This is a genomic window from Pseudomonas sp. S10E 269, from assembly GCF_002798465.1.
In the GTDB taxonomy this organism is placed as follows: domain Bacteria; phylum Pseudomonadota; class Gammaproteobacteria; order Pseudomonadales; family Pseudomonadaceae; genus Aquipseudomonas; species Aquipseudomonas pergaminensis.
Genome location: NZ_PHIJ01000001.1, coordinates 2770155 through 2795229, shown reverse-complemented (window position 1 = coordinate 2795229; position 25075 = coordinate 2770155). Strand labels below are relative to the sequence as shown.

General features: G+C 61.0%; 19 protein-coding genes. 14 read left to right on the top strand and 5 right to left on the bottom strand.

All coding sequences use genetic code 11. From position 1 onward, the window contains the following. Positions 1-52 precede the first annotated feature (52 nt). From CWC48_RS12915 to choV, 3 genes are all read left to right on the top strand, one after another. A complete protein-coding gene (locus CWC48_RS12915) occupies positions 53-1000 on the top strand; it encodes a choline ABC transporter substrate-binding protein (protein WP_078050501.1) in 948 nt (315 codons plus the stop codon). Positions 1001-1069: 69 nt separating this feature from the next. After that, positions 1070-1915: a choline ABC transporter permease subunit gene (gene choW / locus CWC48_RS12910; protein ID WP_016972877.1), complete on the top strand. Its 846-nt coding sequence runs from the start codon at positions 1070-1072 to the stop codon at positions 1913-1915. Further along, complete coding sequence (choV, locus tag CWC48_RS12905) at positions 1912-3090, top strand: choline ABC transporter ATP-binding protein (protein ID WP_028618241.1); 1179 nt, start codon at positions 1912-1914, stop codon at positions 3088-3090. Before choW ends, choV begins: the two co-directional genes overlap by 4 nt. A 162-nt stretch (positions 3091-3252) precedes the next feature. Here choV and CWC48_RS12900 read toward each other — a convergent pair whose 3' ends face one another. Then, positions 3253-5187 carry a BCCT family transporter gene (locus tag CWC48_RS12900; protein ID WP_223204552.1) on the bottom strand — a complete coding sequence of 645 codons (1935 nt, stop codon included), beginning with the start codon at positions 5185-5187 and terminating at the stop codon, positions 3253-3255. 379 nt (positions 5188-5566) lie between these two features. Between CWC48_RS12900 and betI the strand changes: the two genes are divergently transcribed. The 10 genes from betI to yccS all read left to right on the top strand — a co-directional run bounded on the left by betI (position 5567) and on the right by yccS (position 20327). Then, positions 5567-6160, top strand: a complete 594-nt coding sequence (gene betI / locus CWC48_RS12895) for a transcriptional regulator BetI (protein ID WP_028618243.1) — start codon at positions 5567-5569, stop codon at positions 6158-6160. A 110-nt stretch (positions 6161-6270) separates the two neighbouring features. Next, complete coding sequence (betB, locus tag CWC48_RS12890; RefSeq protein WP_078050503.1) at positions 6271-7743, top strand: betaine-aldehyde dehydrogenase; 1473 nt, start codon at positions 6271-6273, stop codon at positions 7741-7743. Positions 7744-7888: 145 nt separating this feature from the next. Further along, positions 7889-9583 carry a choline dehydrogenase gene (betA, locus tag CWC48_RS12885; RefSeq protein WP_078050504.1) on the top strand — a complete coding sequence of 565 codons (1695 nt, stop codon included), beginning with the start codon at positions 7889-7891 and terminating at the stop codon, positions 9581-9583. Positions 9584-9772: 189 nt separating this feature from the next. Next, on the top strand, positions 9773-11215 hold the full coding sequence (locus CWC48_RS12880; RefSeq protein ID WP_078050505.1) for a TldD/PmbA family protein: 1443 nt from the start codon (positions 9773-9775) through the stop codon (positions 11213-11215). After that, positions 11215-12531: a TldD/PmbA family protein gene (locus CWC48_RS12875; protein WP_078050506.1), complete on the top strand. Its 1317-nt coding sequence runs from the start codon at positions 11215-11217 to the stop codon at positions 12529-12531. The genes CWC48_RS12880 and CWC48_RS12875 overlap by 1 nt, the downstream gene beginning before the upstream one ends. Before the next feature lie 286 nt (positions 12532-12817). Beyond that, positions 12818-13666: an alpha/beta fold hydrolase gene (locus tag CWC48_RS12870; protein WP_078050507.1), complete on the top strand. Its 849-nt coding sequence runs from the start codon at positions 12818-12820 to the stop codon at positions 13664-13666. A gap of 37 nt (positions 13667-13703) precedes the next feature. Beyond that, complete coding sequence (mdtD, locus tag CWC48_RS12865; RefSeq protein WP_078050508.1) at positions 13704-15131, top strand: multidrug transporter subunit MdtD; 1428 nt, start codon at positions 13704-13706, stop codon at positions 15129-15131. 130 nt (positions 15132-15261) lie between these two features. Beyond that, positions 15262-16599: an ATP-dependent RNA helicase DbpA gene (gene dbpA, locus CWC48_RS12860; RefSeq protein ID WP_231501119.1), complete on the top strand. Its 1338-nt coding sequence runs from the start codon at positions 15262-15264 to the stop codon at positions 16597-16599. Between the two features lie 159 nt (positions 16600-16758). Continuing rightward, the gene (locus CWC48_RS12855) at positions 16759-17937 is read left to right on the top strand and encodes an NAD(P)/FAD-dependent oxidoreductase (RefSeq protein WP_100491975.1); all 1179 of its coding nucleotides are present in this window, start codon (positions 16759-16761) and stop codon (positions 17935-17937) included. Positions 17938-18143: 206 nt separating this feature from the next. Beyond that, entirely contained in the window at positions 18144-20327 is a 2184-nt protein-coding gene (gene yccS / locus CWC48_RS12850; RefSeq protein WP_078050510.1) for a YccS family putative transporter, read from the top strand. 22 nt (positions 20328-20349) lie between these two features. On the opposite strand, the gene CWC48_RS12845 is transcribed toward yccS, so the two are convergent. Beyond that, on the bottom strand, positions 20350-21087 hold the full coding sequence (locus tag CWC48_RS12845) for an ABC transporter substrate-binding protein (protein ID WP_100491974.1): 738 nt from the start codon (positions 21085-21087) through the stop codon (positions 20350-20352). Between the two features lie 201 nt (positions 21088-21288). Between CWC48_RS12845 and CWC48_RS12840 the strand changes: the two genes are divergently transcribed. Then, complete coding sequence (locus CWC48_RS12840; RefSeq protein WP_078050512.1) at positions 21289-21741, top strand: GNAT family N-acetyltransferase; 453 nt, start codon at positions 21289-21291, stop codon at positions 21739-21741. A gap of 106 nt (positions 21742-21847) precedes the next feature. Here CWC48_RS12840 and CWC48_RS12835 read toward each other — a convergent pair whose 3' ends face one another. The 3 genes from CWC48_RS12835 to CWC48_RS12825 are packed head-to-tail and all read right to left on the bottom strand — an operon-like array spanning position 21848 to position 24812. Beyond that, on the bottom strand, positions 21848-22144 hold the full coding sequence (locus CWC48_RS12835) for a helix-turn-helix domain-containing protein (protein WP_078050513.1): 297 nt from the start codon (positions 22142-22144) through the stop codon (positions 21848-21850). A 19-nt stretch (positions 22145-22163) separates the two neighbouring features. Further along, on the bottom strand, positions 22164-22664 hold the full coding sequence (locus CWC48_RS12830) for a M48 family metallopeptidase (RefSeq protein ID WP_078050514.1): 501 nt from the start codon (positions 22662-22664) through the stop codon (positions 22164-22166). Positions 22665-22706: 42 nt separating this feature from the next. Beyond that, the gene (locus CWC48_RS12825; protein WP_100491973.1) at positions 22707-24812 is read right to left on the bottom strand and encodes a bifunctional diguanylate cyclase/phosphodiesterase; all 2106 of its coding nucleotides are present in this window, start codon (positions 24810-24812) and stop codon (positions 22707-22709) included. Positions 24813-25075: the final 263 nt, after the last annotated feature.

The following is a 25075-nucleotide window of genomic DNA, read 5'->3' as shown; positions in this document are numbered from 1 at the left end:
CACTTATAAAGCGCGGCGAAGGCCGCCAGAAAAAACACAGGAGTCTACCCAGATGAAAGGTTCACCCTCGTTGTTGTTGGCCGCCATGCTGAGTCTGCCAGTCATGGCGCACGCCGCAGAACCGGCACAATGTCAGACCGTCAATTTCTCCGATGTCGGCTGGACCGACATCACCGTCACCACCGCGACCACCAGCGAGATCCTCAAGGGCCTGGGCTACAAGCCGCGCACCACGATGATTTCGGTACCAGTGACTTACAAGTCCCTGGCCGACGGCAAGAACATGGACATCTTCCTCGGCAACTGGATGCCGACCATGGAAAACGACATCAAGCAGTACCGTGATGCCGGCACCGTGGAAACCGTGCGCGCCAACCTGGAGAACGCCAAGTACACCCTCGCGGTCCCGGAAGCGCTGTACAACAAAGGCCTGAAAGACTTCGCCGATATCGCCAAATTCAAGGATGAGCTGGGCGGCAAGATCTACGGCATCGAGCCGGGTAACGACGGCAATCGCACCATCCAGACGCTGATCGACAAAGACGCCTTCGGCCTGAAAACCGCCGGTTTCAAAGTCGTCGAGTCCAGCGAAGCCGGCATGCTCTCCCAGGTCGAACGCGCCACCAAGCGCGACCAGGCCATCGTGTTCCTTGGCTGGGAACCGCACCCGATGAACACCCGCTTCAAGATGAAGTACCTGACCGGGGGTGACGATTCGTTCGGCCCCAACTACGGCCAGGCCACCATCTACACCAACACCCGCAAGGGCTACACCCAGGAATGCAGCAACGTGGGCCAGTTGCTGAAGAACCTGGTGTTCACCCTGAACATGGAAAGCACCCTGATGGGTAAAGTCCTGGACGAAAAACAAAAACCCGATGCTGCCGCCAAGGCATGGCTCAAAGCCAACCCGCAAGTGCTCGACACCTGGCTCGCCGGCGTGACCACGGTTGATGGCAAACCAGGCTTGGAGGCCGTTAAAGCTTATCTCGCCAAATAACACCCGCTGACCCCAGGCCGGTGCGCTGGCCTGGGATGTTTTCCCCTTCGCATGTGGACATTCACTACCATGCTGACTGAACAGAAAATCCCACTAGGCCAGTACATCGCTGCCTTCGTCGAATGGTTGACCCAACACGGCGCCAACTACTTCGACGCAATCGCATCGACACTGGAAACGATGATCCACGGCGTGACGTTCGCGCTGACCTGGTTCAATCCGCTGGCATTGATCGGTCTGATTGCGCTGCTGGCTCACTTTATCCAACGCAAATGGGGACTGACTGTTTTTGTCATCGCCTCCTTCCTGCTGATCCTCAACCTGGGGTACTGGCAGGAAACCATGGAAACCCTCGCGCAGGTGTTGTTCGCCACCCTGGTCTGCGTGGTCATCGGTGTGCCGCTGGGCATTGTTGCCGCGCACAAACCGTTGTTCTACACCATGATGCGGCCGGTACTCGATCTGATGCAGACCGTACCGACCTTCGTCTACCTCATCCCTACCCTGACCCTATTCGGGCTGGGTGTGGTGCCTGGGCTGATTTCCACGGTGGTGTTCGCGATTGCCGCGCCGATCCGTCTGACCTACCTGGGTATCCGCGATGTACCGCAAGAGTTGATGGACGCCGGCAAGGCCTTTGGCTGCTCGCGCCGTCAGTTGCTCTCGCGCATTGAACTGCCCCACGCCATGCCGAGCATTGCCGCCGGCATTACCCAATGCATCATGCTGTCGTTGTCGATGGTGGTGATCGCGGCCCTGGTGGGCGCCGATGGTCTCGGCAAACCCGTGGTCAACGCGCTGAACACCGCCGACATCGCCCTGGGCTTTGAAGCCGGCCTGGCGATCGTGCTGCTGGCCATCATGCTCGACCGCATCTGCAAACAACCCGACGCTAAAGTAGGGGGTGATGCATGAGCATTATCCGATTCGACAAAGTCGACGTGATCTTCTCCAAAGACCCACGCGAAGCGCTCAAGCTGCTGGACCAGGGCATGAGCCGTAATGAGATCCTGAAAAAGACCGGGCAGATTGTCGGCGTGGAAAAAGCCAGCCTGGATATCGAGAAAGGCGAAATCTGCGTGCTGATGGGCCTGTCGGGCTCCGGCAAATCCAGCTTGCTGCGCTGCATCAATGGCCTCAACACCGTGAGCCGTGGGCAACTGTTCGTGGAGCACGAAGGTCGCCAGATCGACATCGCTTCCTGCACCCCGGCCGAGCTGAAAATGATGCGCACCAAACGCATCGCCATGGTGTTCCAGAAATTCGCCCTGATGCCTTGGCTGACGGTACGCGAGAACATCAGCTTCGGCCTGGAAATGCAGGGCCGTCCGGAGAAAGACCGGCGCAAGCTGGTGGACGAAAAGCTCGAACTCGTGGGCCTGACCCAATGGCGCAACAAGAAGCCGGACGAGCTCTCCGGCGGCATGCAACAGCGCGTCGGCCTGGCCCGCGCGTTGGCAATGGACGCCGATATCCTGCTGATGGACGAACCCTTCTCGGCACTCGACCCGTTGATCCGCCAAGGCCTGCAGGATGAACTGCTGGAGCTGCAACGCAAGCTGAGCAAGACCATCGTGTTCGTGAGCCACGACCTTGATGAGGCCCTCAAACTGGGCAGCCGTATCGCGATCATGAAAGACGGCAAGATCATCCAGTACAGCGTGCCGGAAGAGATCGTGCTGAACCCGGCGGACGACTATGTGCGCACCTTCGTCGCGCATACCAACCCGCTGAACGTACTGTGCGGCCGTAGCCTGATGCGCACCCTGGACAACTGCAAGCGCGTCAACGGTTCAGTGTGCCTGGACCCCGGCGGCGACTCGTGGCTGGACCTGGCCGAAGGCAACACCATCAAGGGCGCCCGCCAGAATGGCGCGGTGATGAATTTGCAGAACTGGGCACCGGGGCAAGCGGTGGAAGGTTTGGGCCGAGTGCCGACGCTGGTGGACTCGAACATCGGCATGCGCGATGCGTTGCAGATTCGCTATCACACCGGGAACAAGCTGGTGTTGCATGACAACAACCAGGTAGTGGGGATCTTGGGCGACAGCGAGCTTTACCATGCCCTGCTGGGCAAGAACCTCGGCTGACAGATACCGCAAAAGCAACTGAAGAAACAATGTGGGAGCTGGCTTGCCTGCGATAGCGGTGGTGAATTCACTACCGCTATCGCAGGCAAGCCAGCTCCCACAGTTGATCCCATTCCAACATTGGAACAGTGGTGTCAGTGAAGACACCACCTAGCTCACGTATCAGCTATAGACACGGCCAAGGAGCTGCCGATGGCTTTCAAACTGATCGAGCACGTCCCGGGTGATCTGTTCCTGGGCGAAGCCCATCAGGTCGTATTCCTGAGGCCCGTTGTGCAGGTAAACCTCGGCACGGTAATAACGGGTGCGCTCTTCCTCGGGCAGGTCACTCGGTGCCGACGAGTAAGCATCCAGGCTCACTTCGTAGACAAACGGGTTGCCCTCTTCCATCTCGATGCGCACACCGATGCAACGCTTGGATTTACCCAGCAGGGTCTGCACTTCCAACCCCTGTTCACGCAACGCAGTCGCCGCTTCTTCCAGCGCTGGCGTCACATGCTTGTCCATAAAGCGCTGCACAGTGCCCTGGCTCGGTTGCAGGTCCAGTGCGGTCAGGCGCTCGCTGAAGCCACGACGACCACGCTCGGCCAATTGCGCCTGCTCCTGTTCGATCGCCACATCCTGGCGCATTGCCTTGTGCAAGCCGAACATGAAGAAGATCAGCACCACCGAGAACGGCAGCCCGGCCAGCACCACCATGGTCTGCATGGCTTCGAAGTTACCGGCGAACAGCAAGCCGATGGTCACCAGGGTGATCACCGCCGACCAGAAGATCCGCAGCCAATGCGGCGCATCTTCGTCCACGTTGCCGCCTTTGCACGACAGGTTGGCCATCATCACCGCGCCGGAATCCGCCGGGGTCAGGAACAGCACGAAGCCCACGAAAATCGACACACCGATGACGATTTTCGACGCTGGGTAATGCTCAAGCAACTGGTAGATCGCCATAGACGGCTGTTCCAGCGCGGTCTTGCCCAACTCCACCGCACCGTGGTTCAGCACCAGGTCCAAGGCCGAGTTACCGAAGATCGACAGCCACGCCAGGGTAAAGCCCAGCGGGATCAGCAGCACGCCGGCCACCAGTTCACGCACCGTGCGACCACGGGAAATACGCGCGATGAACATGCCCACGAATGGCGCCCAGGAAATCCACCACGCCCAGTAGAACAGGGTCCACAGGCCCATCCAGCGCTCGGTCTTGTCGGCGTCGCCTTCGTACACATAGAGGTCGAAGGTTTTCAGGATGATGCCGTTGAGGTAGTCACCGGTGTTCTGCACCAGGCCGTTGAGCAAGTGCAAGGTCGGGCCGAACAGCAGCACGAAGATCAGCAGGCCGCTGAACAACACGATGTTGAGGTTGGACAGGCGGCGGATGCCGTTCTCCACGCCCGACACGGCGGCGATGGTCGCGACGGTGCTCATCACGATGATCACGATCAGCAGGTTGGTGTTGCTGTGCTGCATGCCGAACAGGTTTTCCAGCCCGGACGACACCTGCATCGAACCAATCCCCAGGTTCGTCACCAGGCCCAGCAGGGTCACGAACATGCCGAAACCGTCCACCGCGTGGCCGGCCGCGCCTTTCACCCAGCGCTCGCCCACCAGCGGGTACAACGCCGAACGCAAGGCCAGCGGCTGGTTATGGCGATACGCGAAGTACGCCACGGCCAGGCCGACCAAGGCATAGATCGCCCAGCCGTGCAGGCCCCAGTGCAGGAAGGTCAGTTGCAGCGCCTGGCGTGCGGCGCCATTGCTGGCGGCTGCGCCTTCGGGCGGGTTGAAGTAGTGGTCCAGCGGCTCGGAAGCGCCGAAGTACAGCAGCGAAATGCCGATGCCCGACGAGAACAACATGCCGGCCCAGGCGCCGTAGCTGAAGTCCGGGGTGTCGTCCTTGCTGCCCAGTTTCAATTTGCCGTAGGAGGAAAACGCCAGGCCGACCACAAACACCAGGTAGGCAGCGATGACCACCATGTAGTACCAGCCGAAGCTTTTCGACAGCCACGCCTGGGCGACACCGAGCATGCGCCCGGCCTCCTGCGGGGCGATGATCAGGATGGCGGTCAACAATAGAATCAACGCGGTGGAGGTGTAGAACACCCAACCGTTGACCCGTACCTTTTCCGGCGGGGTCTTTATAAGAGAGGCAGAACTCATGGCGCAGATGCTCCGGGCAGTGCGAGAGAGAAACACAAGGCAACGGTTATCCCGGGACATCGATTTTTCGGCAGTCGACGGACGGGTGTTATAAAGACACCCCTTAAATCCCTGCACCCCATGAGCGCAGTGCCCAGGGACGTTTCAGGGGTTTAACCAGGTGCCAGATGTCGTGCCTACACGTAGGAAATACCTGTAGGACGCGACCATTTGTCGCAGATCTTATTCTTTGTTGATTGAACGTTCAATCAAAACAAAATAGACTGGCCCTCAAGCCGACGGACGTTGATCGCCCATCGGCAGGCCTAAGGAGAGGTGCTACATGCCCAAGGTCGGTATGCAACCCATACGCCGCCAGCAGTTGATCGAAGCCACGCTAACGGCCATCGATCAGGTCGGAATGGGAGATGCCAGCATTGCGCTGATCGCCCGTTTGGCCGGCGTCTCGAACGGCATCATCAGTCACTACTTTCAGGACAAGAACGGCCTGATCGCCGCAACGATGCGGTACCTGATGAACGTGCTGATCGAGAACGTCCACGAACGCAGGCTTGCGCTGAAGGATGACAGCCCACGGGCGCACCTTCAGGTGATCATCGAGGGCAACTTCGATGCCAGCCAGGTCAACGGCCCGGCAATGAAAACCTGGCTGGCCTTCTGGGCCACCAGCATGCACCACCCGTCATTGCACAGGTTGCAGCGGATCAACGATCAACGTCTGTATTCCAACCTGTGCTGCCAGTTCCGCCGAGTGCTGCCGCTGCCGCACGCACGCAAAGCAGCCCGAGGCCTGGCGGCCCTGATCGACGGTTTGTGGTTGCGCGGCGCCCTGTCGGGAGACGCTTTCGACACGGCGCAGGCGCAACGGATCGCTTACGAATACATGGATTTCCAATTGGCCAAGCAGGTGAGTTAGAGCACACATAACCGCTCAACCCCTGAACTGCTGTTGATCAGTGTTGCCAGACCCTTATGGCCCACTTTTCGGCGGTTAACGCCAACCACTTATGCACTTGCGAGGACTTTATGGCCCGTTTCGAACTGCAAAAACTCTACATTGACGGCGGCTACAGCGACGCTGGCAGCGATGCCACCTTCGAAGCCATCAACCCGGCTAACGGTGAAGTTCTCGCCCAAGTGCAACGCGCGACGAAAGAAGACGTTGAACGCGCCGTGGTCAGCGCCGAAAAGGGCCAGAAAATCTGGGCCGCGATGACCGCCATGGAGCGTTCGCGCATCCTGCGTCGTGCCGTCGACATCCTGCGCGAGCGCAACGACGAGCTGGCCGCCCTGGAAACCCTGGACACCGGCAAAGCCTTCTCCGAAACCAAATACGTCGACATCGTCACCGGCGCCGACGTGCTGGAATACTACGCAGGCCTGGTGCCCGCCATCGAAGGCGAGCAGATCCCGCTGCGTGACACCTCGTTCGTCTACACCCGCCGTGAGCCGCTGGGCGTGGTTGCCGGTATCGGCGCGTGGAACTACCCGATCCAGATCGCCCTGTGGAAATCCGCACCGGCCCTGGCTGCCGGTAACGCAATGATCTTCAAGCCAAGCGAAGTCACCTCGCTGACCACCCTGAAACTGGCTGAGATCTACACCGAAGCCGGCGTTCCGGCGGGCGTGTTCAACGTACTGACCGGCAGCGGCCGTGAAGTCGGCACCTGGCTGACCGAGCACCCGCGCATCGAGAAAGTCTCGTTCACCGGCGGCACCGACACCGGCAAGAAAGTCATGGCCAGCGCTTCCAGCTCTTCGCTGAAAGAAGTGACCATGGAACTGGGCGGCAAGTCGCCGCTGATCGTGTTCGAAGACGCCGACCTGGATCGTGCGGCCGACATCGCGATGATGGCCAACTTCTACAGCTCCGGCCAGGTCTGCACCAACGGCACTCGCGTGTTTGTGCCCAAGCACCTGCAAGCGGCGTTCGAAGCCAAGATCGTTGAGCGCGTGGCGCGCATTCGTGTGGGCAGCCCGCAAGACGACAACACCAACTTCGGCCCGCTGGTCAGCTTCGCCCACATGGAAAGCGTGCTGGGCTACATCGCCAAAGGCAAGGAAGAAGGCGCACGCGTACTGTGCGGCGGCGACCGCCTGACCGACGGCGAATTCGCCAAAGGCGCTTTCGTGGCCCCGACCGTGTTCACCGACTGCACCGACGAGATGACCATCGTCCGTGAAGAAATCTTCGGCCCAGTCATGAGCATCCTCACCTACGAAACCGAAGAAGAAGTGATCCGTCGCGCCAACGACACCGACTTCGGCCTGGCCGCTGGCCTGGTGACCAAGGACCTGAACCGCGCCCACCGCGTGATTCATCAGCTGGAAGCGGGTATCTGCTGGATCAACGCCTGGGGCGAATCCGACGCGAAGATGCCGGTCGGTGGCTACAAGCAATCCGGTGTTGGCCGTGAGAACGGCATCAGCTCGCTGAACAACTTCACCCGCATCAAATCGGTACAGGTTGAGCTGGGCGACTACGCCTCGGTGTTCTAAGAACCCGAGCCTTGTAGTGCCTTTGAGGCCGCCATCGGGGGCAAGCCCCCTCCCACCTTTGACTGTGTAAACCCGATCAAATGTGGGAGGGGGGCTTGCCCCCGATGAGGCCCGACCTGACCACACATCAAAGAGGGTGCATCCAATGTCCCAAGAATACGATTACATCATTGTGGGTGCCGGCTCCGCCGGTAACACCCTGGCGACCCGTCTGACCGAAGACGAAGGCGTCACCGTCCTGCTGCTGGAAGCCGGCGGCCCGGACTACCGTCTCGACTTCCGTACCCAGATGCCCGCCGCCCTGGCCTTCCCGCTGCAGGGTCGCCGCTACAACTGGGCCTACGAAACCGATCCAGAGCCCCACATGGACGGCCGCCGGATGGAATGCGGTCGCGGCAAGGGCCTGGGTGGTTCCTCACTGATCAACGGCATGTGCTACATCCGTGGCAACGCCATGGACTACGACAACTGGGCGAAATTGCCAGGCCTGGAAAACTGGACCTACCTCGACTGCCTGCCCTATTTCCGCAAGGCCGAAACCCGCGACATCGGCCCGAACGACTGGCACGGCGGCGATGGCCCGGTCAGCGTGACCACGCCGAAAGCCGGCAATAACCCACTGTTCCACGCCATGGTCGAAGCCGGCGTGCAGGCCGGTTACCCGCGTACCGAAGACTTGAACGGCTACCAGCAAGAAGGCTTCGGCCCGATGGACCGTACCGTCACGCCGAATGGCCGTCGCGCCAGCACCGCGCGCGGTTACCTGGATACCGCCAAGAAGCGCTCCACGCTGACCATCGTCACCCACGCCCTCACCGACAAGGTGTTGTTCGAAGGCAAGCGTGCCGTTGGTGTGCGTTACCTGATCGGCGCCGCTGAAGAGCGCGTTGAAGCCCGCGCGCGCAAGGAAGTGCTGGTGTGCAGCGGCGCAATCGCGTCGCCGCAACTGCTGCAACGCTCCGGTGTCGGCCCGGCCAAGCTGCTGGAAAGCCTCGACATCCCGGTGGTCCACGACCTGCCAGGCGTCGGCGAAAACCTGCAGGACCACCTTGAGCTGTACCTGCAATATGCGTGCACTCAGCCCGTGTCGCTGTACCCGTCGCTGCTCTGGTACAACCAGCCGGCGATCGGCGCTGAGTGGCTGTTCAACGGCACCGGCATCGGCGCCAGCAACCAGTTCGAAGCGGGCGGTTTCATCCGTACCCGTGAAGAATTCGAATGGCCGAACATCCAGTACCACTTCCTGCCGGTCGCGATTAACTACAACGGCAGCAACGGTGTGAAAGAGCACGGCTTCCAGGCGCACATGGGCTCCATGCGTTCGCCAAGCCGTGGCCGTGTGCAATTGAAGTCGAAGAACCCACGGGACTACCCGAGCATCCTCTTCAACTACATGGCCACCGAGCAGGACTGGCAGGAATTCCGCGACGGCATCCGCCTGACCCGTGAAATCATGCAACAGCCGGCACTCGACCAGTACCGTGGCCGCGAGATCAGCCCGGGCATCGACGTGCAAACCGATGAGCAGCTCGACAAGTTCATCCGCGAGCACGCCGAAACCGCGTTCCACCCATCCTGCTCGTGCAAGATGGGCACCGACGAAATGGCTGTCGTCGATGGCGAAGGCCGCGTGCATGGCATGCAGGGTCTGCGTGTGGTCGATGCGTCAATCATGCCGATCATCACCACCGGTAACCTGAACGCGCCGACGATCATGATCGCCGAGAAAATCGCCGACAAGATCCGTGGCCGCCAGCCGCTGCCGCGCAGCACCGCCGACTACTACGTGGCCGGCGATGCGCCGGTGCGTGGCAAGCCGATGCGTGAAATTGCGCAGTAACTGAAATACCGCGTTGCCTGTATCGCAGGCAAGCCAGCTCCCACAGTTGATCGAGTTCGCCTGAACAACGTGATCACCTGTGGGAGCCGGGCTTGCCCGCGATGAGGACCGACCGGCCAATGCAAAACCCCTCCTTGATCAGCTACTCTGTTTGCCTGCCCGCGACGAGCCGCCCACAAGGAAGGCCCCATGTTCGACCACCACGCCACACTCAAAAAACACTTCACAGCCCTGCGCACCCGCGCCGAATTCTTCTCGCTGCGCTACGTACGCGAATCTGGCCACTACCTGGCCGTACGCAAAAACGTCGCTGAACCACCGCACCTGAACCACGACGAAGGCGCCATGCTCACCGTGCGTCTCAACGGTGTGGAAGCCTACGCGGCGACCAACGATATATCCCTGCCTGGCCTGCAAGCCGCCCTTGAGCGTGCCGAACAGCAAGCCCGGTTGATCAAACCCCACGCCCTGCTCGACCTGCGTGATCAGCATGTCTCCAGTGATGTGGCGGACTACCTGTCCCCCGAACTCAATCAGCCTTTCCCGTCCCTGAGCGACTGCTACCAATTGCTGGGCGACGAATCCGCCGCTGTGCCCAAGGACGAGCGCCTGGTGAGCTGGGAAGTCAGCCTCGGCCTGACCCACGTCGAGCAGATCTACCTCAACAACGCCGGCGCCGAGCTGCGCCAGGCCCAGCGCTTTGTGTTCCCAGGCGTCAATGTCACGGCCTACGATGGCAACGACAGCCAGAGCCGCACCCTGGGCGGCAGCAACTTCGGCCAGCAAGGTGGCTTTGATGTGATCAGCCGCTTCGGCCTGGTCGGCGCAGCGCCACGCATTGCCGACGAAGCCCTGCAACTGCTGCTCGCGCCCAACACCCCCAATGGCCCGCGCGACCTGTTGCTGATGCCTGACCAGATGATCCTGCAGATCCACGAATCCATCGGCCACCCGCTGGAGCTGGACCGCATCCTGGGTGACGAGCGCAATTACGCCGGCACCAGTTTTGTGAAGGCCAGCGACTTCGGCCATCTGCACTATGGCTCCAAGTTGCTCAACGTGACGTTCGACCCGGACATCCCAGAGCAACTCGCCAGCTACAGCCATGACGACGACGGCACGCCCGCCAGCAAGCAGTTCCTGATCCGCGAAGGGTTGCTGCTCAAACCGCTGGGCGGTGCGCTGTCGCAATTCCGTTCGGGTATGAGCGGCGTGGCCAATAGCCGGGCCAGCAGTTGGAACCGTGCGCCCATCGACCGCATGGCCAACCTGAACATCGAAGCGGGCGACAAGAGCCTGGCACAACTGATCGGCGGTATTGAAAGCGGCATCCTGATGTCGACCAACCGCTCATGGTCCATCGACGATGCGCGCAACAAATTCCAGTTCGGCTGCGAATGGGGTCAGTTGATCGAGAACGGCGAGCTGAAAGGTGTGGTGAAGAACCCTAACTACCGCGCCATTTCTGCCAATTTCTGGCGCAACCTCAGCGCGGTCGGTGACGCCAGCACCTTCAAGGTCCTGGGCACGCCGAACTGCGGCAAAGGCGAACCCAATCAGGTGATCCGCGTCGGCCATGCGTCACCGGCCTGCGTATTCAGTGATGTCGACGTATTTGGGGGAGACGCCTGATGAACAACTTCAAGGCATTGGTGGAGTGGCTCAAACATGCCATCACCGACAATGAACAATTCCACCTCGGCTATGCGGATGAAGCGTCCGAATTCGTGCGCTTCAATCACGCCAAGGTGCGCCAGGCGGGCCAAGTGCAACAGGCCAGCCTCAACCTGAAACTGATCAACGATGGCCGCCACGCCGACCTCGGCATCACCCTTGCCGGCGAGCCCGAGCTGGACCGCCAGCGTTTGGCCGATGGCCTGCAACAGTTGCGCGAAACCCTGCCGCTGCTGCCACAAGACCCGTACCTGCTGCTGAACCACAACGCCTGGCAAAGCAACAACGAACAAACCCGCCCGCTGCCGGAACTGGCCCAGGTACTGGAAGACATCAGCCGGGCCGCCCAAGGTGTGGACCTGGTCGGCTTTTATGCGGCCGGCCCCATCAGCCGGGGCTTTGCCAGTTCGTCGGGCGCCTTCGGCTGGCACCAGGCCAATAGCTTCAACTTCGACTTCAGTCTGTTCCACGCCAATGGTGAAGCGGTAAAGGCCAGCTACGCCGGGCACACTTGGGACAGCGCCGAGTTTGCCGCGCGCTTCCAGCAGGCCCGCGAGCAGCTTGAGTTCCTCGGCCGTCCACTGCACAAGCTGGCCCCCGGACACTATCGCGCCTACCTCGCCCCGGCGGCGATCGAAGAAATCATCAGCATCATCACCTGGGGCGGGTTTTCCGCCCAAGCCATCGCCAGCAAGGGCAGTTCGCTGCAAAAGCTGTATGCCGGTGAACAGTCCCTGAGCCCGCTGGTGACAGTTGCGGAACAGATCAGCGGCTCCCTGAGCCAGGCGTTTTCCACTGAAGGTTACCCGCGCGGCGACGTCACGCTGATCAAGGCGGGGCAAGCCGATGGCCAATTGATCAACTCGCGCAGCGCTGCTGAATATGGTTTGAGCACTAACGGCGCAAGCAGCGATGAATCGCCCAGCGCCTTGCAAATGGCGGCGGGCAGCCTGGCCCAGGCCGATATCCTCAAGCAGTTGGGCACCGGGTTGTACATCAGCAACCTGTGGTACCTGAACTATTCTGACCTGCCGGCGGCCCGCCTGACCGGCATGACGCGCTTTGCCACCTTCTGGGTGGAAGACGGCGAGATCAAGGCGCCGGTCAGCACCATGCGTTTTGATGACAGCGTCTACAACCTGCTCGGCGCGCAGTTGGAAGCCCTGACCGCTGATCGGGAACTGCTGCTGTCGGCCAGTACCTACAGCCAGCGCAACACCGCCTCAAATCTGCTGCCAGGGGCCTTGGTCAAACGCCTGACCTTAACCTTGTAAATACAAAATCCTTGTGGGAGCGGGCTTGCTCGCGAAGGCGGCGTATCAGTCAACTTATCCGGTGGCTGGCGCTCCGTCTTCGCGAGCAAGCCCGCTCCCACACTGTCTTGCGATTACTTCCGACACCTCGACTCAATCCTTCCTACCGTTAAATCCCATCTCACGCTTGCTCCAGCGTGCTCAGTTGTCGCGCTTAAAAAACCTCGTTATAAGGGTTAGTGGCATCCCGCCACCCCCACCCACGAGAGCACGACCTTGCCCGGGAAGGGCAAGCTGGAGCGTTGACATGAACCATGGAAGTTTTGTCATTGAAAAGCTGTTCAAGCACTACAACGTTCATGTTGAGCAACTGGGAAACGATTCGCAAAAAAAGACCGTCCTGATGGTCAACGGTGCGCTGTCCACCACACGCTCCTTCGCCCGCACCAGCAAATGCCTGGCCGAGCATTTCAATGTGTTGCTGTTCGACCTGCCGTTCTCCGGCTATTCCCGCGAACACAACACTGACCTCGACTTGGTCACCAAGGACGACGAGGTGCAAATGCTGCGCGCCTTGGTCGAGCGCTTCCAGGTCAACCATCTGGTGTCGGCCTCCTGGGGCGGCATCTCCACGTTGCTGACCCTGGCGCACAACCCACCCTCCATCGAAAGCTCAGTGGTGATGGCCCTCGCGCCCAACCTCAACCAAGCCATGCTCGACTATGTGGAACGTGTACGCGTATTGATCGAAGCGGACGACAAGTCCGCCGTCGGCCATTTGCTCAATGAAACCGTGGGCAAGTATTTGTCGCCCCGGCTCAAGCGCAACAACCACCGGCACCTGTCGACCATGGCCACCACCGAATACCGCCAGGCGCGTTTTCATATCCACCAAGTGTTGGCCTTGGGCGATGGCAACTACCTGCCGGCACTGCGGCAGATTGAAACGCCGGTGCACTTCCTCAACGGCGCCCTGGACGAATACACCCCCGCCGCCGAGGCCCAGTTGTTCAAGCAATACGTGGGGCGCAGCAGTTTTGCCGTGGCCGAACATACTGGCCACTTGCTCGACCTCGAATCCAGTGAAGCCGCCGAGGCCGTGCACCGTGAATTGCTGGATTTCCTGGTGGGAAAACGCGCGACGAATGGCGCATAATCGCCAACACATAGCCTGCTAACCAAAAAGGGTTTCCATGCCGAATCGCGTCCCGCTCGATGCCAAGACCGCCCGCTGGCTCCCCTGGGTGGTCGCGATTGCCTTCTTCATGCAGTCGCTGGACGGGACGATCCTCAATACGGCATTACCGGCCATGGCCCGGGACCTCGCGGAAAACCCGCTGCGCATGCAAGGGGTGGTGATCGCCTACATGCTCACCGTCGCCTTGCTGATCCCGGCCTCGGGCTGGATCGCCGACCGCTTCGGTACCAAGAAAATCTTCTTTGGCGCAATCATGCTGTTCAGCATTGGTTCGCTGCTGTGCGCCTTGTCCAGCAGCCTGACCATGCTGGTGGGCGCGCGAGTCATTCAGGGCCTGGGCGGCGCGCTGATGCTGCCGGTGGGACGACTGGTGGTGCTGCGCGCGTATCCGCGTTCCGAGCTGGTGCGCATCATGGGCTTCATCACCATCCCCGGCCTGCTAGGCCCGTTGCTCGGCCCGACCATGGGCGGCTGGATGGTGCAATACCTGACCTGGCACTGGATCTTCCTGATCAACCTGCCGGTGGGCATGGTCGGTTGTTATGCCGTGTGGAAACTGATCCCCGACCTGCGCGGCAGCGAACGCACGCGCTTTGATGGCATCGGCTTCCTGCTGTTTGGCGCCGCGATGGTGTTGATCACCATCGCCATGGAAGGCCTGGGCGAGCTGCACTTGCCGCACCTGCGGGTGATGTTGCTGCTGTTCGGCGGGCTGGCGTGCCTGGCGGCGTACTGGCTGCGCGCCGGGCACATCGACAACCCGCTGTTCTCGCCGGTGCTGTTCAAAACGCGCACCTTTGCCGTGGGCATTCTCGGCAACCTGTTCGCGCGGCTGGGTAGCGGCGCCCTGCCGTTCCTGGTGCCGCTGCTGTTGCAGGTAGCGCTGGGTTACTCGCCGTCCGAAGCGGGCATGAGCATGTTGCCCCTGGCGGCGGCGGCGATGTTTGCCAAATCCATCGCCCGCACGCTGATCGAACGCCTCGGCTACCGCGTCGTGCTCACCGGCAACACCCTGGCGCTGGGCATTATGCTCGCCAGCATGGGCCTGGTCAGCGAGCACACGCCCTACCCGCTGCTGTTGTGCATGCTGGCAGTACTGGGGGCGATCAACTCCCTGCAATTCACGGCAATGAACACCGTCACCCTGATCGACCTCGACGACGCCCAGGCCAGCAGCGGCAACAGTTTGCTGTCGGTGGTGGCGCAGTTGTCCCTCAGCCTGGGCGTGGCCTGTGCCGGTGCATTGCTCGGCGGCTTTACCGCCGAAACCGGCAATGACGGTGTGGAAAGCGTCCTCGGCGCGTTCCAACTGACCTTCCTCACGGTGGGCATCATGGCGATGCTGGCGGCGGCGATCTTCTTGCAATTGTCGCCAACCGACGGCAAACGGGTGGTCAGCCGCGAGCACGACATCGAGCATTAACAGGCTTCTCGTCTAGAACTTGCGGGGAAATTCCCACGAGACTGGTACACTGCGCGACATTTTGTTTTGCAGAGCCAGTCCCGTGACTACCATCGCCACCGCTTTTAATACTTTGCCCCTGTCCGCCGCCATGCTGGCTAACCTCGACTCGCTGGGTTATGTCGAGATGACGCAGATCCAGGCGCAAAGCTTGCCGGTGATCCTCAAAGGGCTGGACCTGATTGCCCAGGCCAAGACCGGCAGCGGCAAGACAGCTGCATTCGGCATCGGCCTGTTGAACCCGATCAACCCGCGCTACTTTGGCTGCCAGGCCCTGGTGATGTGCCCGACCCGTGAGCTGGCCGACCAGGTCGCCAAGGAAATCCGTCGCCTGGCCCGTGCCGAAGACAACATCAAGGTACTGACCCTGTGCGGTGGCGTGTCCCTCGGCCCGCAGATCGCCTCCCTGGAACACGGCGCCCACGTCATCGTCGGCACCCCGGGCCGTATCCAGCAGCACCTGCGCAAAGGTTCGCTGGTGCTGGATGGCCTCAACACGCTGATCCTCGACGAAGCCGACCGCATGCTCGACATGGGCTTCTACGACGCCATCGAAGACATCATCAGCAAGACCCCGCCACGCCGCCAGACCCTGCTGTTCTCGGCCACTTACCCGGTGAGCATCAAGCAGCTTGCTTCCAAATTCATGCGCGCGCCGCAGCAGGTGAAGGCCGAAGCCTTCCACTCCGATGACCAGATCGAGCAGCGTTTCTACGAGATCTCGCCGGAAGAGCGCATGGACGCGGTGACCAAGGTCCTGGCGCATTTCCGCCCGGCCTCCTGCGTGGCCTTCTGCTTTACCAAGCAGCAAGTGCAGGAAACCGTGGATCACCTGACGTCCAAAGGCATCTCCGCCGTCGGCCTGCATGGCGACCTGGAACAGCGCGACCGTGACCAGGTGCTGGCGATGTTCGCCAACCGCAGTACCTCAGTGCTGGTCGCTACCGACGTTGCCGCCCGTGGTTTGGACATTGATTCGCTGGACATGGTGATCAACGTCGAATTGGCCCGCGACTCTGAAATCCACATCCACCGCGTCGGTCGTACCGGTCGTGCCGGTGAGACCGGCATCGCCATCAGCCTGGTCGCCCCGTCCGAAGCGCACCGCGCCCAGGCCATCGAGCAACTGCAGAAGTCGCCGCTGAACTGGGATCAACTGGACAACCTCAAGCCGCAAAGCGGTGGTCCGTTGCTGCCACAGATGAGCACCCTGTGCATTGCGGCCGGGCGTAAAGACAAGGTTCGTCCAGGCGACATCCTTGGCGCACTGACCGGTGAAGCGGGCATCCCGGGTGCCCAGGTCGGCAAAATCGCGATCTTTGATTTCCAGGCCTTCGTGGCCGTGGAGCGCGGGATCGCCAAGCAGGCATTGCAGCGCTTGAACGACGGCAAGATCAAGGGCCGCTCGTTGCGCGTGCGAATCCTGTAAAGCACTCAAGCTCTACAGAGATCAAAATGTGGGAGCGGGCTTGCTCGCGAAGGCGGTGGACCAGTCAAGTTATTCGGTGGCTGACACACCGCATTCGCGAGCAAGCCCGCTCCCACATTTGACTATATTCCAAATCAGATTTTGTATGAGGACACCGTTTTGCGCTCGACCGAAGTTGTGATCATTGGCGCCGGCGCCGCAGGCTTGATGTGTGCACTGACCGCCGCCGGGCGTGGGCGCAAGGTGATGTTGATCGACCATGCCAACAAGGCCGGCAAGAAGATCCTGATGTCCGGCGGTGGCCGCTGCAACTTCACCAATATGTACACCGAGCCGGCCAACTTCCTCTCGCACAACGAACACTTCTGCAAATCCGCCCTGGCGCGCTACACCCAGTGGGATTTCATCGGCCTGGTAGCCAAGCACGGGGTGCCCTACCACGAGAAAAAACTCGGCCAGTTGTTCTGCGATAATAAGTCCAGCGACATCCTCGGCATGCTGCTCGACGATTGCATTCAGGTCGGTGTAAGCCTGCACCTGGATACGTCAGTCCAGGAGATTGCCAAGCTGGAAGCCGGGTATCAGCTGCAAACCACCTTGGGTGAACTGCGCTGCGAATCCCTGGTGATCGCCACGGGCGGCCTGTCGATTCCGACCCTGGGCGCCACCGGTTTTGGTTACCAGGTGGCCAAGCAGTTCGGCCATGAACTGCTGCCGACCCGCGCCGGGCTGGTGCCGTTCACCATCACCGACCAGCTCAAGGACCTGTGTGGCGAGCTGTCCGGTACATCGGTGGATTGCCTGGTCAGCTGCAACGGCCAGAGCTTTCGCGAGAACATCCTGTTTACCCACCGCGGCCTGAGCGGGCCGGCGATTTTGCAGATTTCCTCGTACTGGGAACCGGGCGACACGGTGGAGATCAACCTGCTGCCCGACCACGACGCCCACAGCTGGCTGCAACAGCAACAGGCCGAGCGCCCCAACAGCGAGCTGAAAACCCTGCTGGGCGAGATCTTCACCAAGAAGATGGCCAACCTGCTGGCAGACAGCTGGTTCGTGTCCAAGCCGATGAAGCAGTACACCCACGCTGAAATTGCCGACATCGCGCAGAAACTCGGCAGTTGGCAATGGGTGCCGGCGGGCACCGAGGGCTATCGCACCGCCGAGGTGACCTTGGGTGGGGTGGACACGCGGGAGGTGTCCTCCAAGACCATGGAATCGCTGAAAAGCCCGGGGTTGTATTTTATTGGGGAAGTACTGGATGTGACCGGTCACCTGGGTGGGTTCAACTTCCAGTGGGCGTGGGCGTCCGGCTATGCCGCCGCGCAATACGCCTGACAAAAGGCTGTACTCGGTCAAAATGTGGGAGCTGGCTTGCCTGCGATAGCGGCGGTGAATTCATCGCCGCCATCGCAGGCAAGCCAGCTCCCACTTTCGTTTTGGGGTGGCACTCAAAAATATGCAATGAGATGTGATTGTCACGCTTGCCGTGACGTCACTGATGGCTCAATTTAACGGCATCGTCCCGGAAGACTCCAGACTTCATGTCATCGACCTCGTTCAAGCAGTCCATGCGGCGCCTGTGGGCGCTGGATAAATTCAGCTACAGCATTCGGGTATTCATCGCCCTCACCGGCAGCATGGCGCTGTGCTGGTATCAAGATGAAATGACGCTGCTGATCCCGTTGTTCCTGGGGATTATCGCCAGCGCCCTGGCCGAGACCGATGACAGTTGGCAAGGCCGGCTCAACGCCCTGGCGGTGACGCTGGTGTGTTTCAGCATCGCCGCGCTGTCGGTGGAGCTGCTGTTCCCTTACCCGTGGATCTTCGCGATCTCCCTGGCCCTGGCCACCTTCTGCCTGACCATGCTCGGCGCCTTGGGCGAGCGCTATGGCGCGATCGCATCGGCAACGCTGATCCTGTCGGTGTACACCATGATCGGCGTGGACCAGCGTGGCGGCGCCGTTTCCGACTTCTGGCACGAGCCGCTGCTGCTGGTGGCCGGTGCCGCCTGGTACGGCGCGCTGTCGGTGCTGTGGCAGGCGCTGTTTTCCAACCAGCCGGTGCAGCAAAGCCTGGCGCGGCTGTTTCGCGAGCTGGGGCGGTACCTCAAGCTCAAATCGTCGTTGTTCGAGCCGATTCGCCAGCTGGACGTGGAAGCGCGTCGCCTGGAACTGGCCCAGCAAAATGGGCGGGTTGTGGCCGCGCTGAATGCGGCGAAGGAAATCATCCTGCACCGCGTGGGCAATGGTCGCCCTGGCTCGAAAGTCAGCCGCTACCTGAAGCTGTACTTCCTCGCCCAAGACATCCACGAACGCGCCAGCTCGTCCCACTACCCCTACAATGCCCTGGCCGAGGCCTTCTTCCACAGCGACGTGCTGTTCCGTTGCCAACGACTGCTGCGCCAGCAGGGCAAGGCCTGCCAGACCCTGGCCGAATCGATCCAGATGCGCCAGCCATTCATCTATGACGACAGCTTCGCCGAAGCCCTGGGCGACCTGAACGCGTCCCTGGAACACCTGCGCATCCAGAGCAACCCGGCCTGGCGCGGCCTGCTGCGTTCGTTGCGCGCGCTGGCGGCCAACCTGTCCACGCTGGACCGCCTGCTCGGCGACGCCAGCAACCCCGACAGCCTGGCGGACGCCACTGACAGCAACCTGCTGGACCGCGCTCCGCGCAACCTCAAGGAAATGTGGACGCGCCTGCGCACGCAGATGACGCCGACGTCGCTATTGTTCCGCCATGCGCTGCGCCTGTCCCTGGCGTTGACCGTCGGCTACGGCATGCTGCATGCGATCCACGCGTCCCAGGGCTATTGGATCATCCTCACCACGCTGTTCGTGTGCCAACCGAACTACGGTGCCACCCGACGCAAGCTCGGCCAGCGGATCATCGGCACCGCCATCGGCCTCACCGTGGCCTGGGCGCTGTTCGACCTGTTCCCGAGCCCCTTGGTGCAGTCGATGTTCGCTATCGCCGCCGGCCTGGTGTTCTTTATCAACCGCACCACCCGCTATACCCTGGCCACCGCCGCCATCACCTTGATGGTGCTGTTCTGCTTCAACCAGGTCGGCGATGGCTACGGGCTGTTCCTGCCGCGCTTGTTCGATACCTTGCTCGGCAGCTTGATTGCAGGCCTGGCGGTATTCCTGTTCCTGCCCGACTGGCAAGGCCGTCGCCTGAACAAAGTGCTGGCCAATACCCTGAGCTGCAACAGCATTTACCTGCGTCAGATCATGCAGCAATACGCCGCCGGCAAGAGCGACGATCTGGCCTACCGCCTGGCCCGACGCAACGCACACAACGCCGATGCGGCGCTGTCGACCACCCTGGCGAACATGCTGATGGAGCCGGGGCACTTCCGTAAGGAAGCAGACGTGGGCTTCCGCTTCCTGGTGCTGTCGCACACCTTGCTCAGTTATTTGTCCGGGCTGGGCGCGCACCGCGAGACCCAATTGCCAGCCGAAGTGCGCGAACATCTGATCGACGGCGCTGGCAATACCCTAGCGGCGAGCATCGATGAAATCGCCACGGGGTTGGCCAACAAGCAGCCGGTTGCGATCCAGAGCGATGCCGAGGAAGCGCTGGCGGCGGACCTGGAGCAGATGCCGGACGAGATCGATGAGGGGCAACGGTTGGTGCAGACACAGTTGGCGTTGATTTGTCGGCAGTTGGGGCCGTTGCGTACGCTGGCGGCGCACTTGATCAAGGACACCAGCGCGGCTTAGGCCGTTATCGCCGGTAAGCGCACTACATCCCATGCTGCTTCATCAACCGCGCATAACTGCCATCCGCCTTCATCTTCGCAATCTCCCGGTCAAAGCTGGCAACAATCTGCGCGTGCTCGGGGTTCTTCAGGCTTACCAGGATATGCAGGCTGTTTTCACTCAACGGCGTGGGTAAAAACTCCACCGAGTTGCGCACGCGTGCCGACTCGCGCGACAGGTAATAGCGCGCCACATACTCATCCTCCACCGTCAGCCGCACGCGCTGCGCCGCCAGCATGCGCACGGCCATGGCGAAGTTATGCACCGGCACCTTCTGCAACTGCGTATCCCCATCGAACGCCGCCGAATAGGCATACCCACGCACCACGGCGATGGGGTAGTCGTGCAGTTGCCCGAGGTTCTGGTACTCGATGGGATCGTCGCGACGCTTGAGAAAGCGCACGCGGTTGAGCAGGTATTCGCCAGAGAACTGCCCCAACTGGGTGCGGGCATCGTCGTACCAGGCGTTGACCAGCACGTCATAACGTCCGTCACCCACGCCCATCAGTGCCCGGGCCCAGGGCACCTGTTCGAAATCACTGGCGTAACCGGCGCGGGCCAGGGCTGTACTGACGATGTCGGTGGCCAGCCCGCCGTTGATCAGGGTCGCATCGGTAAAGGGTGGCCAGGCGTCCGCTACCAGGCGCAAACGCTGTGCGAATGCCGGCTGGGCCAGCAGCAACACTCCAATCAAAGCAACGGCACGAGTCAATCGCGGCATGCTCAAAGTCCTTGGCAGGCAGGCGGTAGCCTTGGCTCAGGCGGGGCCCGAGGTCCTAACAGTAGCTCAGATTACACAAAGAAACCGGCGCCGAACGCACTCAATGATGGCAATTTGATTTCACTCACAAAAATAGCTGATTTAGACAGCGCCGCCGGCTGCGCTTACTATCGTGAACAGACATTTATAAGAGAACACGCCATGACAGTTGAATGGGTCTGCAAACATCACAATGACCTCGGCAAGGAACAGCTTTACGCCATCCTGCGCTTGCGCAACGAGGTCTTTGTCGTTGAGCAGAAATGCGTTTACCAGGATCTCGACGGGCAGGACCTGGAAGGCGACACCCATCACCTGATGGCCTGGCAGGACGACCAGTTGGTCGCTTACCTGCGCCTGCTGGACCCAGAGTCCCAGGGCGGTGATGTGGTGATCGGCCGGGTAATTGTAGCGCCGGTCGCGCGCGGCACCGGGCTGGGGCATCGGATGATGGAAGAAACACTCAAGCAGATTGCCGAAATCTGGCCGCAGACGCCGATATTCCTATCAGCCCAGGCGCATTTGCAGGGGTACTACGGGCGGTATGGTTTTGTAGTGGCGGGTGAGGAATACCTTGAGGATGATATTCCGCACATCGGCATGCGCCGCAACTGAGGGTCTCATCGCAGGCAAGCCCGCTCCCCCCATTTGAACGCATTCACAGGTCCAAATGTGGGAGCGGGCTTGCCCGCGATAGCGCCGGGTCATCCACCACTGACCTTCAGGGATACCCCAACACCTGTTTCACCGAAACCAGATTCACCTCGATCCACCGCCGATCTATCGCCCCCCAACTGCGAATCCGATAACACCCGGCATGGTTGCGGGCGCCGTCTTCCTGCTCGAACTCGCAGACGATATCCAAGTCGGCCAAGGCCGCAATCGTATCCTGGGCCGTACGCCGGGGCATGCCCGTCACCTCAGTCAACGCCGGCACACTGCTGGCCTGGCCGCTGTCGATCAGGTAGGCCACATACAGGCGGCGATAAAAGCTGCTCTTGGTCTTGCTCACATCCATGGTCGGTCGCCTTGTGCGGTCAGGGTTTGCCCTGCAGGTCGCGGTACGTGAGGTAGACCCGCAGGTCGAATTCCACCTGATGGTAGCCCGGCATCATGTACTCACAGAGTTTGTAGAACGCCTTGTTGTGGTCCGACTCCTTGAAGTGCGCCAGTTCGTGTACCACGATCATGCGCAGGAACTCCGGCGCCGCCTCTTTGAACAGTGCGGCAATGCGGATCTCTTTCTTGGACTTCAGGTTGCCGCCCTGCACCCGCGAGATCGTGGTGTGCAGGCCGAGGGCGCGATGGGTCAGGTCCAGGCGGTTATCGAACAGCACCTTGTCGATCGCCGGCGCGTTGCGCAGGTGCTCCTGCTTCAAGGCCAGGGCGTAGGCATACAAGGCCTTGTCGCTTTGCACGGCGTGGCGTTCGGGGTATCGCTGTTCCAGGTAGGCACCCAACTGGTCCTTGGCGATCAGCTGGCGCACCTGCTCCTGAAGGGTGGCGGGATAGGCCTGGAGGTATTTCAGCGCGGTCATGGGGTCTGCAACAGGGCTTGGATGGCCGCCAGTGTAGCGAATTCAGCGCGCGCGAGCGCGGAACCAGTGCGCCACTTCCTCGGCCATCAGCGGCTCTGACGCCAGCGGGCCCTGAATGAACGGGCACCCATTGGCCTTGAGCCATTGGGCTTGCTCCTGGGTCTCCACGCCCTCGGCGACGACCACCACATCAAAATGACCGCACAGTTCGATGATGCTGCGCGCCATCACTGCATCCCGCGCGGAGCCCGGCAGGCGTGCGACCAATTGCGGGTCGAGCTTGAGCGTATCGAACGCCAGGTCGCGCAGATGCGCCAGGGAACAATTGCCCAGGCCGAAGTCATCCAGGGCGGTGCGCACGCCAATCTGGCGCAATAACCTGAGCTGCTTGGTCGACTCTTCCAGGTTGTTCATCAGGCTGTCTTCACTGATCTCCACCTCCAGCTGGCGCCCCTGTAGCCCATGTCGCTCAAGCACCTGCTGCAGTTGGGTGGCCAGGTTAGGCATGTTGAACTGGTTGCTGCTCAGGCTCACGCTCAGCACCAGCTCATCATCGAAGGCGGCTTGCCACGCCTGGCGCTGAGCGCCGACTTGTTGATAGATCCACGTGCTCAGTTGGCTGATCAACCGCGCTTCTTCCAGCAACGGTAGGAACAGCCCCGGCGATACATCACCAACACTCGGATGCTGCCAGCGCAATAGCGCTTCGACGCCACGCACGCGCCCGTCCTCCAAGGCCACTTGAGGCTGGTAGACCAGGGTGAAATCCTTGCTTTGAATCGCCGTGCGCACGCTGTCTTCGAGCATCAGTCGCGAACGGGCGCGGCCGTTCATTTCCTGATCGTAATAGCGATATTGCTGACGGCCCGCACGCTTGGCTTCGTACATGGCGATGTCAGCCGCGCGCAGCAGGCCGTTCAGGTCCGAGCCGCAGTCCGGGAAGGTGGCGATGCCGATGCTGACGCCGAGCATCACATCCAGGCCGTCCACCTGTTGGCAGATCGACACGCGTTCGATCAGTTTTTCCGCAATCTTCGCCGCCTGCTCGGGGAACTCCAGCTCCAGCAGCGCGGTGAATTCATCGCCACCCATGCGCCCGAGAATGTCGTAGGACCGCAGGCAACCCTGTAATTGTTCAGAGACCCAACGCAGTACCCGGTCGCCCGCGTCATGGCCGAGGGAATCATTGACCCGCTTGAAACCGTCGAGGTCCAGGTAGAGCAACACCAGTGATTGCTCCAGCCGTTCGCTGCGCAGCAGGGTGTTCTCCACCGCCTGATAAAACCCGCGCCGGTTGAGCAACCCGGTCAATGGGTCGGTGACGGCCTGGAACTCCAGTTGCTGGTGCAGGTGGTGCACCTCGGACATATCCAGCACGGTCACCACCATCGCCTTCTGCTCGGCCGGCAACGGCGCACAGGACAACGCCACCGGCACCTGCTGGCCGCGGCCGGTGCGCAGGATCGCATCGTGCAGGCGCCAGGTCTCGCTCTGGCGGTAAGCGCTGTGCATCTGCGATTCGAGCCACGTGGGCACATGGGGTTTTTGCAGGAAGCTCAAGAACTCTTGGCCTTGCAGCTCATCCATCTTCGCATTCAGCAGGCGTGAGATCGCCGGGTTGGCGTACTCGATCACGCCCTCCTCGCTGACCACCAGAATGCCTTCGGCGGCGTTGTCCAACACCGAGGCATTAAAGGCGCGCGCAGACTCCAGGTCATGGCTCAGGCGCTGCAAGGCCCGGCGATTGCGCTGGTGCTCCAGCAACGCCTGGACCTTGGGCTTGAGGATATGCGGGTCGAAGGGCTTGAACAGGTAATCGATGGCGCCGCTGGCGTAGCCTTCCAGCACGGCGGCGGGTGATTGGGCGTTGGCGCTGAGGAAGATGATTGGCGTCATGCGGGTGCGCAGGCTGCCGCGCATCAGGCGGGCGACTTCAAAGCCGTCCATGCCGGGCATCTTCACATCCAGCAGTACCAGGTCGACTTCGTGCTGCAGCAGCAATTCGAGTGCTTCCAGGCCGGAACCTGCGGTGATCACCTGCCAGTCTTCCCGCTGCAAAAGTGCGCGCATGCTGAGCAGGTTTTCGGGGTAGTCATCGACCACCAAAAGAACCGAATCGCCATCGCCGTGGTGTGGAGCGCAATCCATGCTACGTCTCTTCCTTAAGGAGCTGCTCCGGTCACTTCTGAGATAAACCCGGATAAACGCTGAGGCCTCACTCTATCCCCGGTTCCAAAAAATCAGAAGTAATGGCAGTGCCATCATTGCGCCAATTTTCAGTAAGCCGACTAACGGTAAGTGCCTGAAGCCCACGGATCATGGGAAACATGGCTTTTTGACATTCCCTTGACGCCAATAAGTTGCCAGCAAACATTTAACAAGATGGTTAACACCACCTATAAAGAACCTGT

Bases quoted from the DNA above. Each gene is read 5' to 3' on its own strand.
- CWC48_RS12915 (WP_078050501.1), top strand. From the start codon at position 53: ATGAAAGGTTCACCCTCGTTGTTGTTGGCCGCCATGCTGAGTCTGCCA.
- choW (WP_016972877.1), top strand. From the start codon at position 1,070: ATGCTGACTGAACAGAAAATCCCACTAGGCCAGTACATCGCTGCCTTC.
- choV (WP_028618241.1), top strand. From the start codon at position 1,912: ATGAGCATTATCCGATTCGACAAAGTCGACGTGATCTTCTCCAAAGAC.
- betI (WP_028618243.1), top strand. From the start codon at position 5,567: ATGCCCAAGGTCGGTATGCAACCCATACGCCGCCAGCAGTTGATCGAA.
- betB (WP_078050503.1), top strand. From the start codon at position 6,271: ATGGCCCGTTTCGAACTGCAAAAACTCTACATTGACGGCGGCTACAGC.
- betA (WP_078050504.1), top strand. From the start codon at position 7,889: ATGTCCCAAGAATACGATTACATCATTGTGGGTGCCGGCTCCGCCGGT.
- CWC48_RS12880 (WP_078050505.1), top strand. From the start codon at position 9,773: ATGTTCGACCACCACGCCACACTCAAAAAACACTTCACAGCCCTGCGC.
- CWC48_RS12875 (WP_078050506.1), top strand. From the start codon at position 11,215: ATGAACAACTTCAAGGCATTGGTGGAGTGGCTCAAACATGCCATCACC.
- CWC48_RS12870 (WP_078050507.1), top strand. From the start codon at position 12,818: ATGAACCATGGAAGTTTTGTCATTGAAAAGCTGTTCAAGCACTACAAC.
- mdtD (WP_078050508.1), top strand. From the start codon at position 13,704: ATGCCGAATCGCGTCCCGCTCGATGCCAAGACCGCCCGCTGGCTCCCC.
- dbpA (WP_231501119.1), top strand. From the start codon at position 15,262: ATGCTGGCTAACCTCGACTCGCTGGGTTATGTCGAGATGACGCAGATC.
- yccS (WP_078050510.1), top strand. From the start codon at position 18,144: ATGTCATCGACCTCGTTCAAGCAGTCCATGCGGCGCCTGTGGGCGCTG.
- CWC48_RS12845 (WP_100491974.1), bottom strand. From the start codon at position 21,087: ATGCCGCGATTGACTCGTGCCGTTGCTTTGATTGGAGTGTTGCTGCTG.
- CWC48_RS12840 (WP_078050512.1), top strand. From the start codon at position 21,289: ATGACAGTTGAATGGGTCTGCAAACATCACAATGACCTCGGCAAGGAA.
- CWC48_RS12835 (WP_078050513.1), bottom strand. From the start codon at position 22,144: ATGGATGTGAGCAAGACCAAGAGCAGCTTTTATCGCCGCCTGTATGTG.
- CWC48_RS12830 (WP_078050514.1), bottom strand. From the start codon at position 22,664: ATGACCGCGCTGAAATACCTCCAGGCCTATCCCGCCACCCTTCAGGAG.
- CWC48_RS12825 (WP_100491973.1), bottom strand. From the start codon at position 24,812: ATGGATTGCGCTCCACACCACGGCGATGGCGATTCGGTTCTTTTGGTG.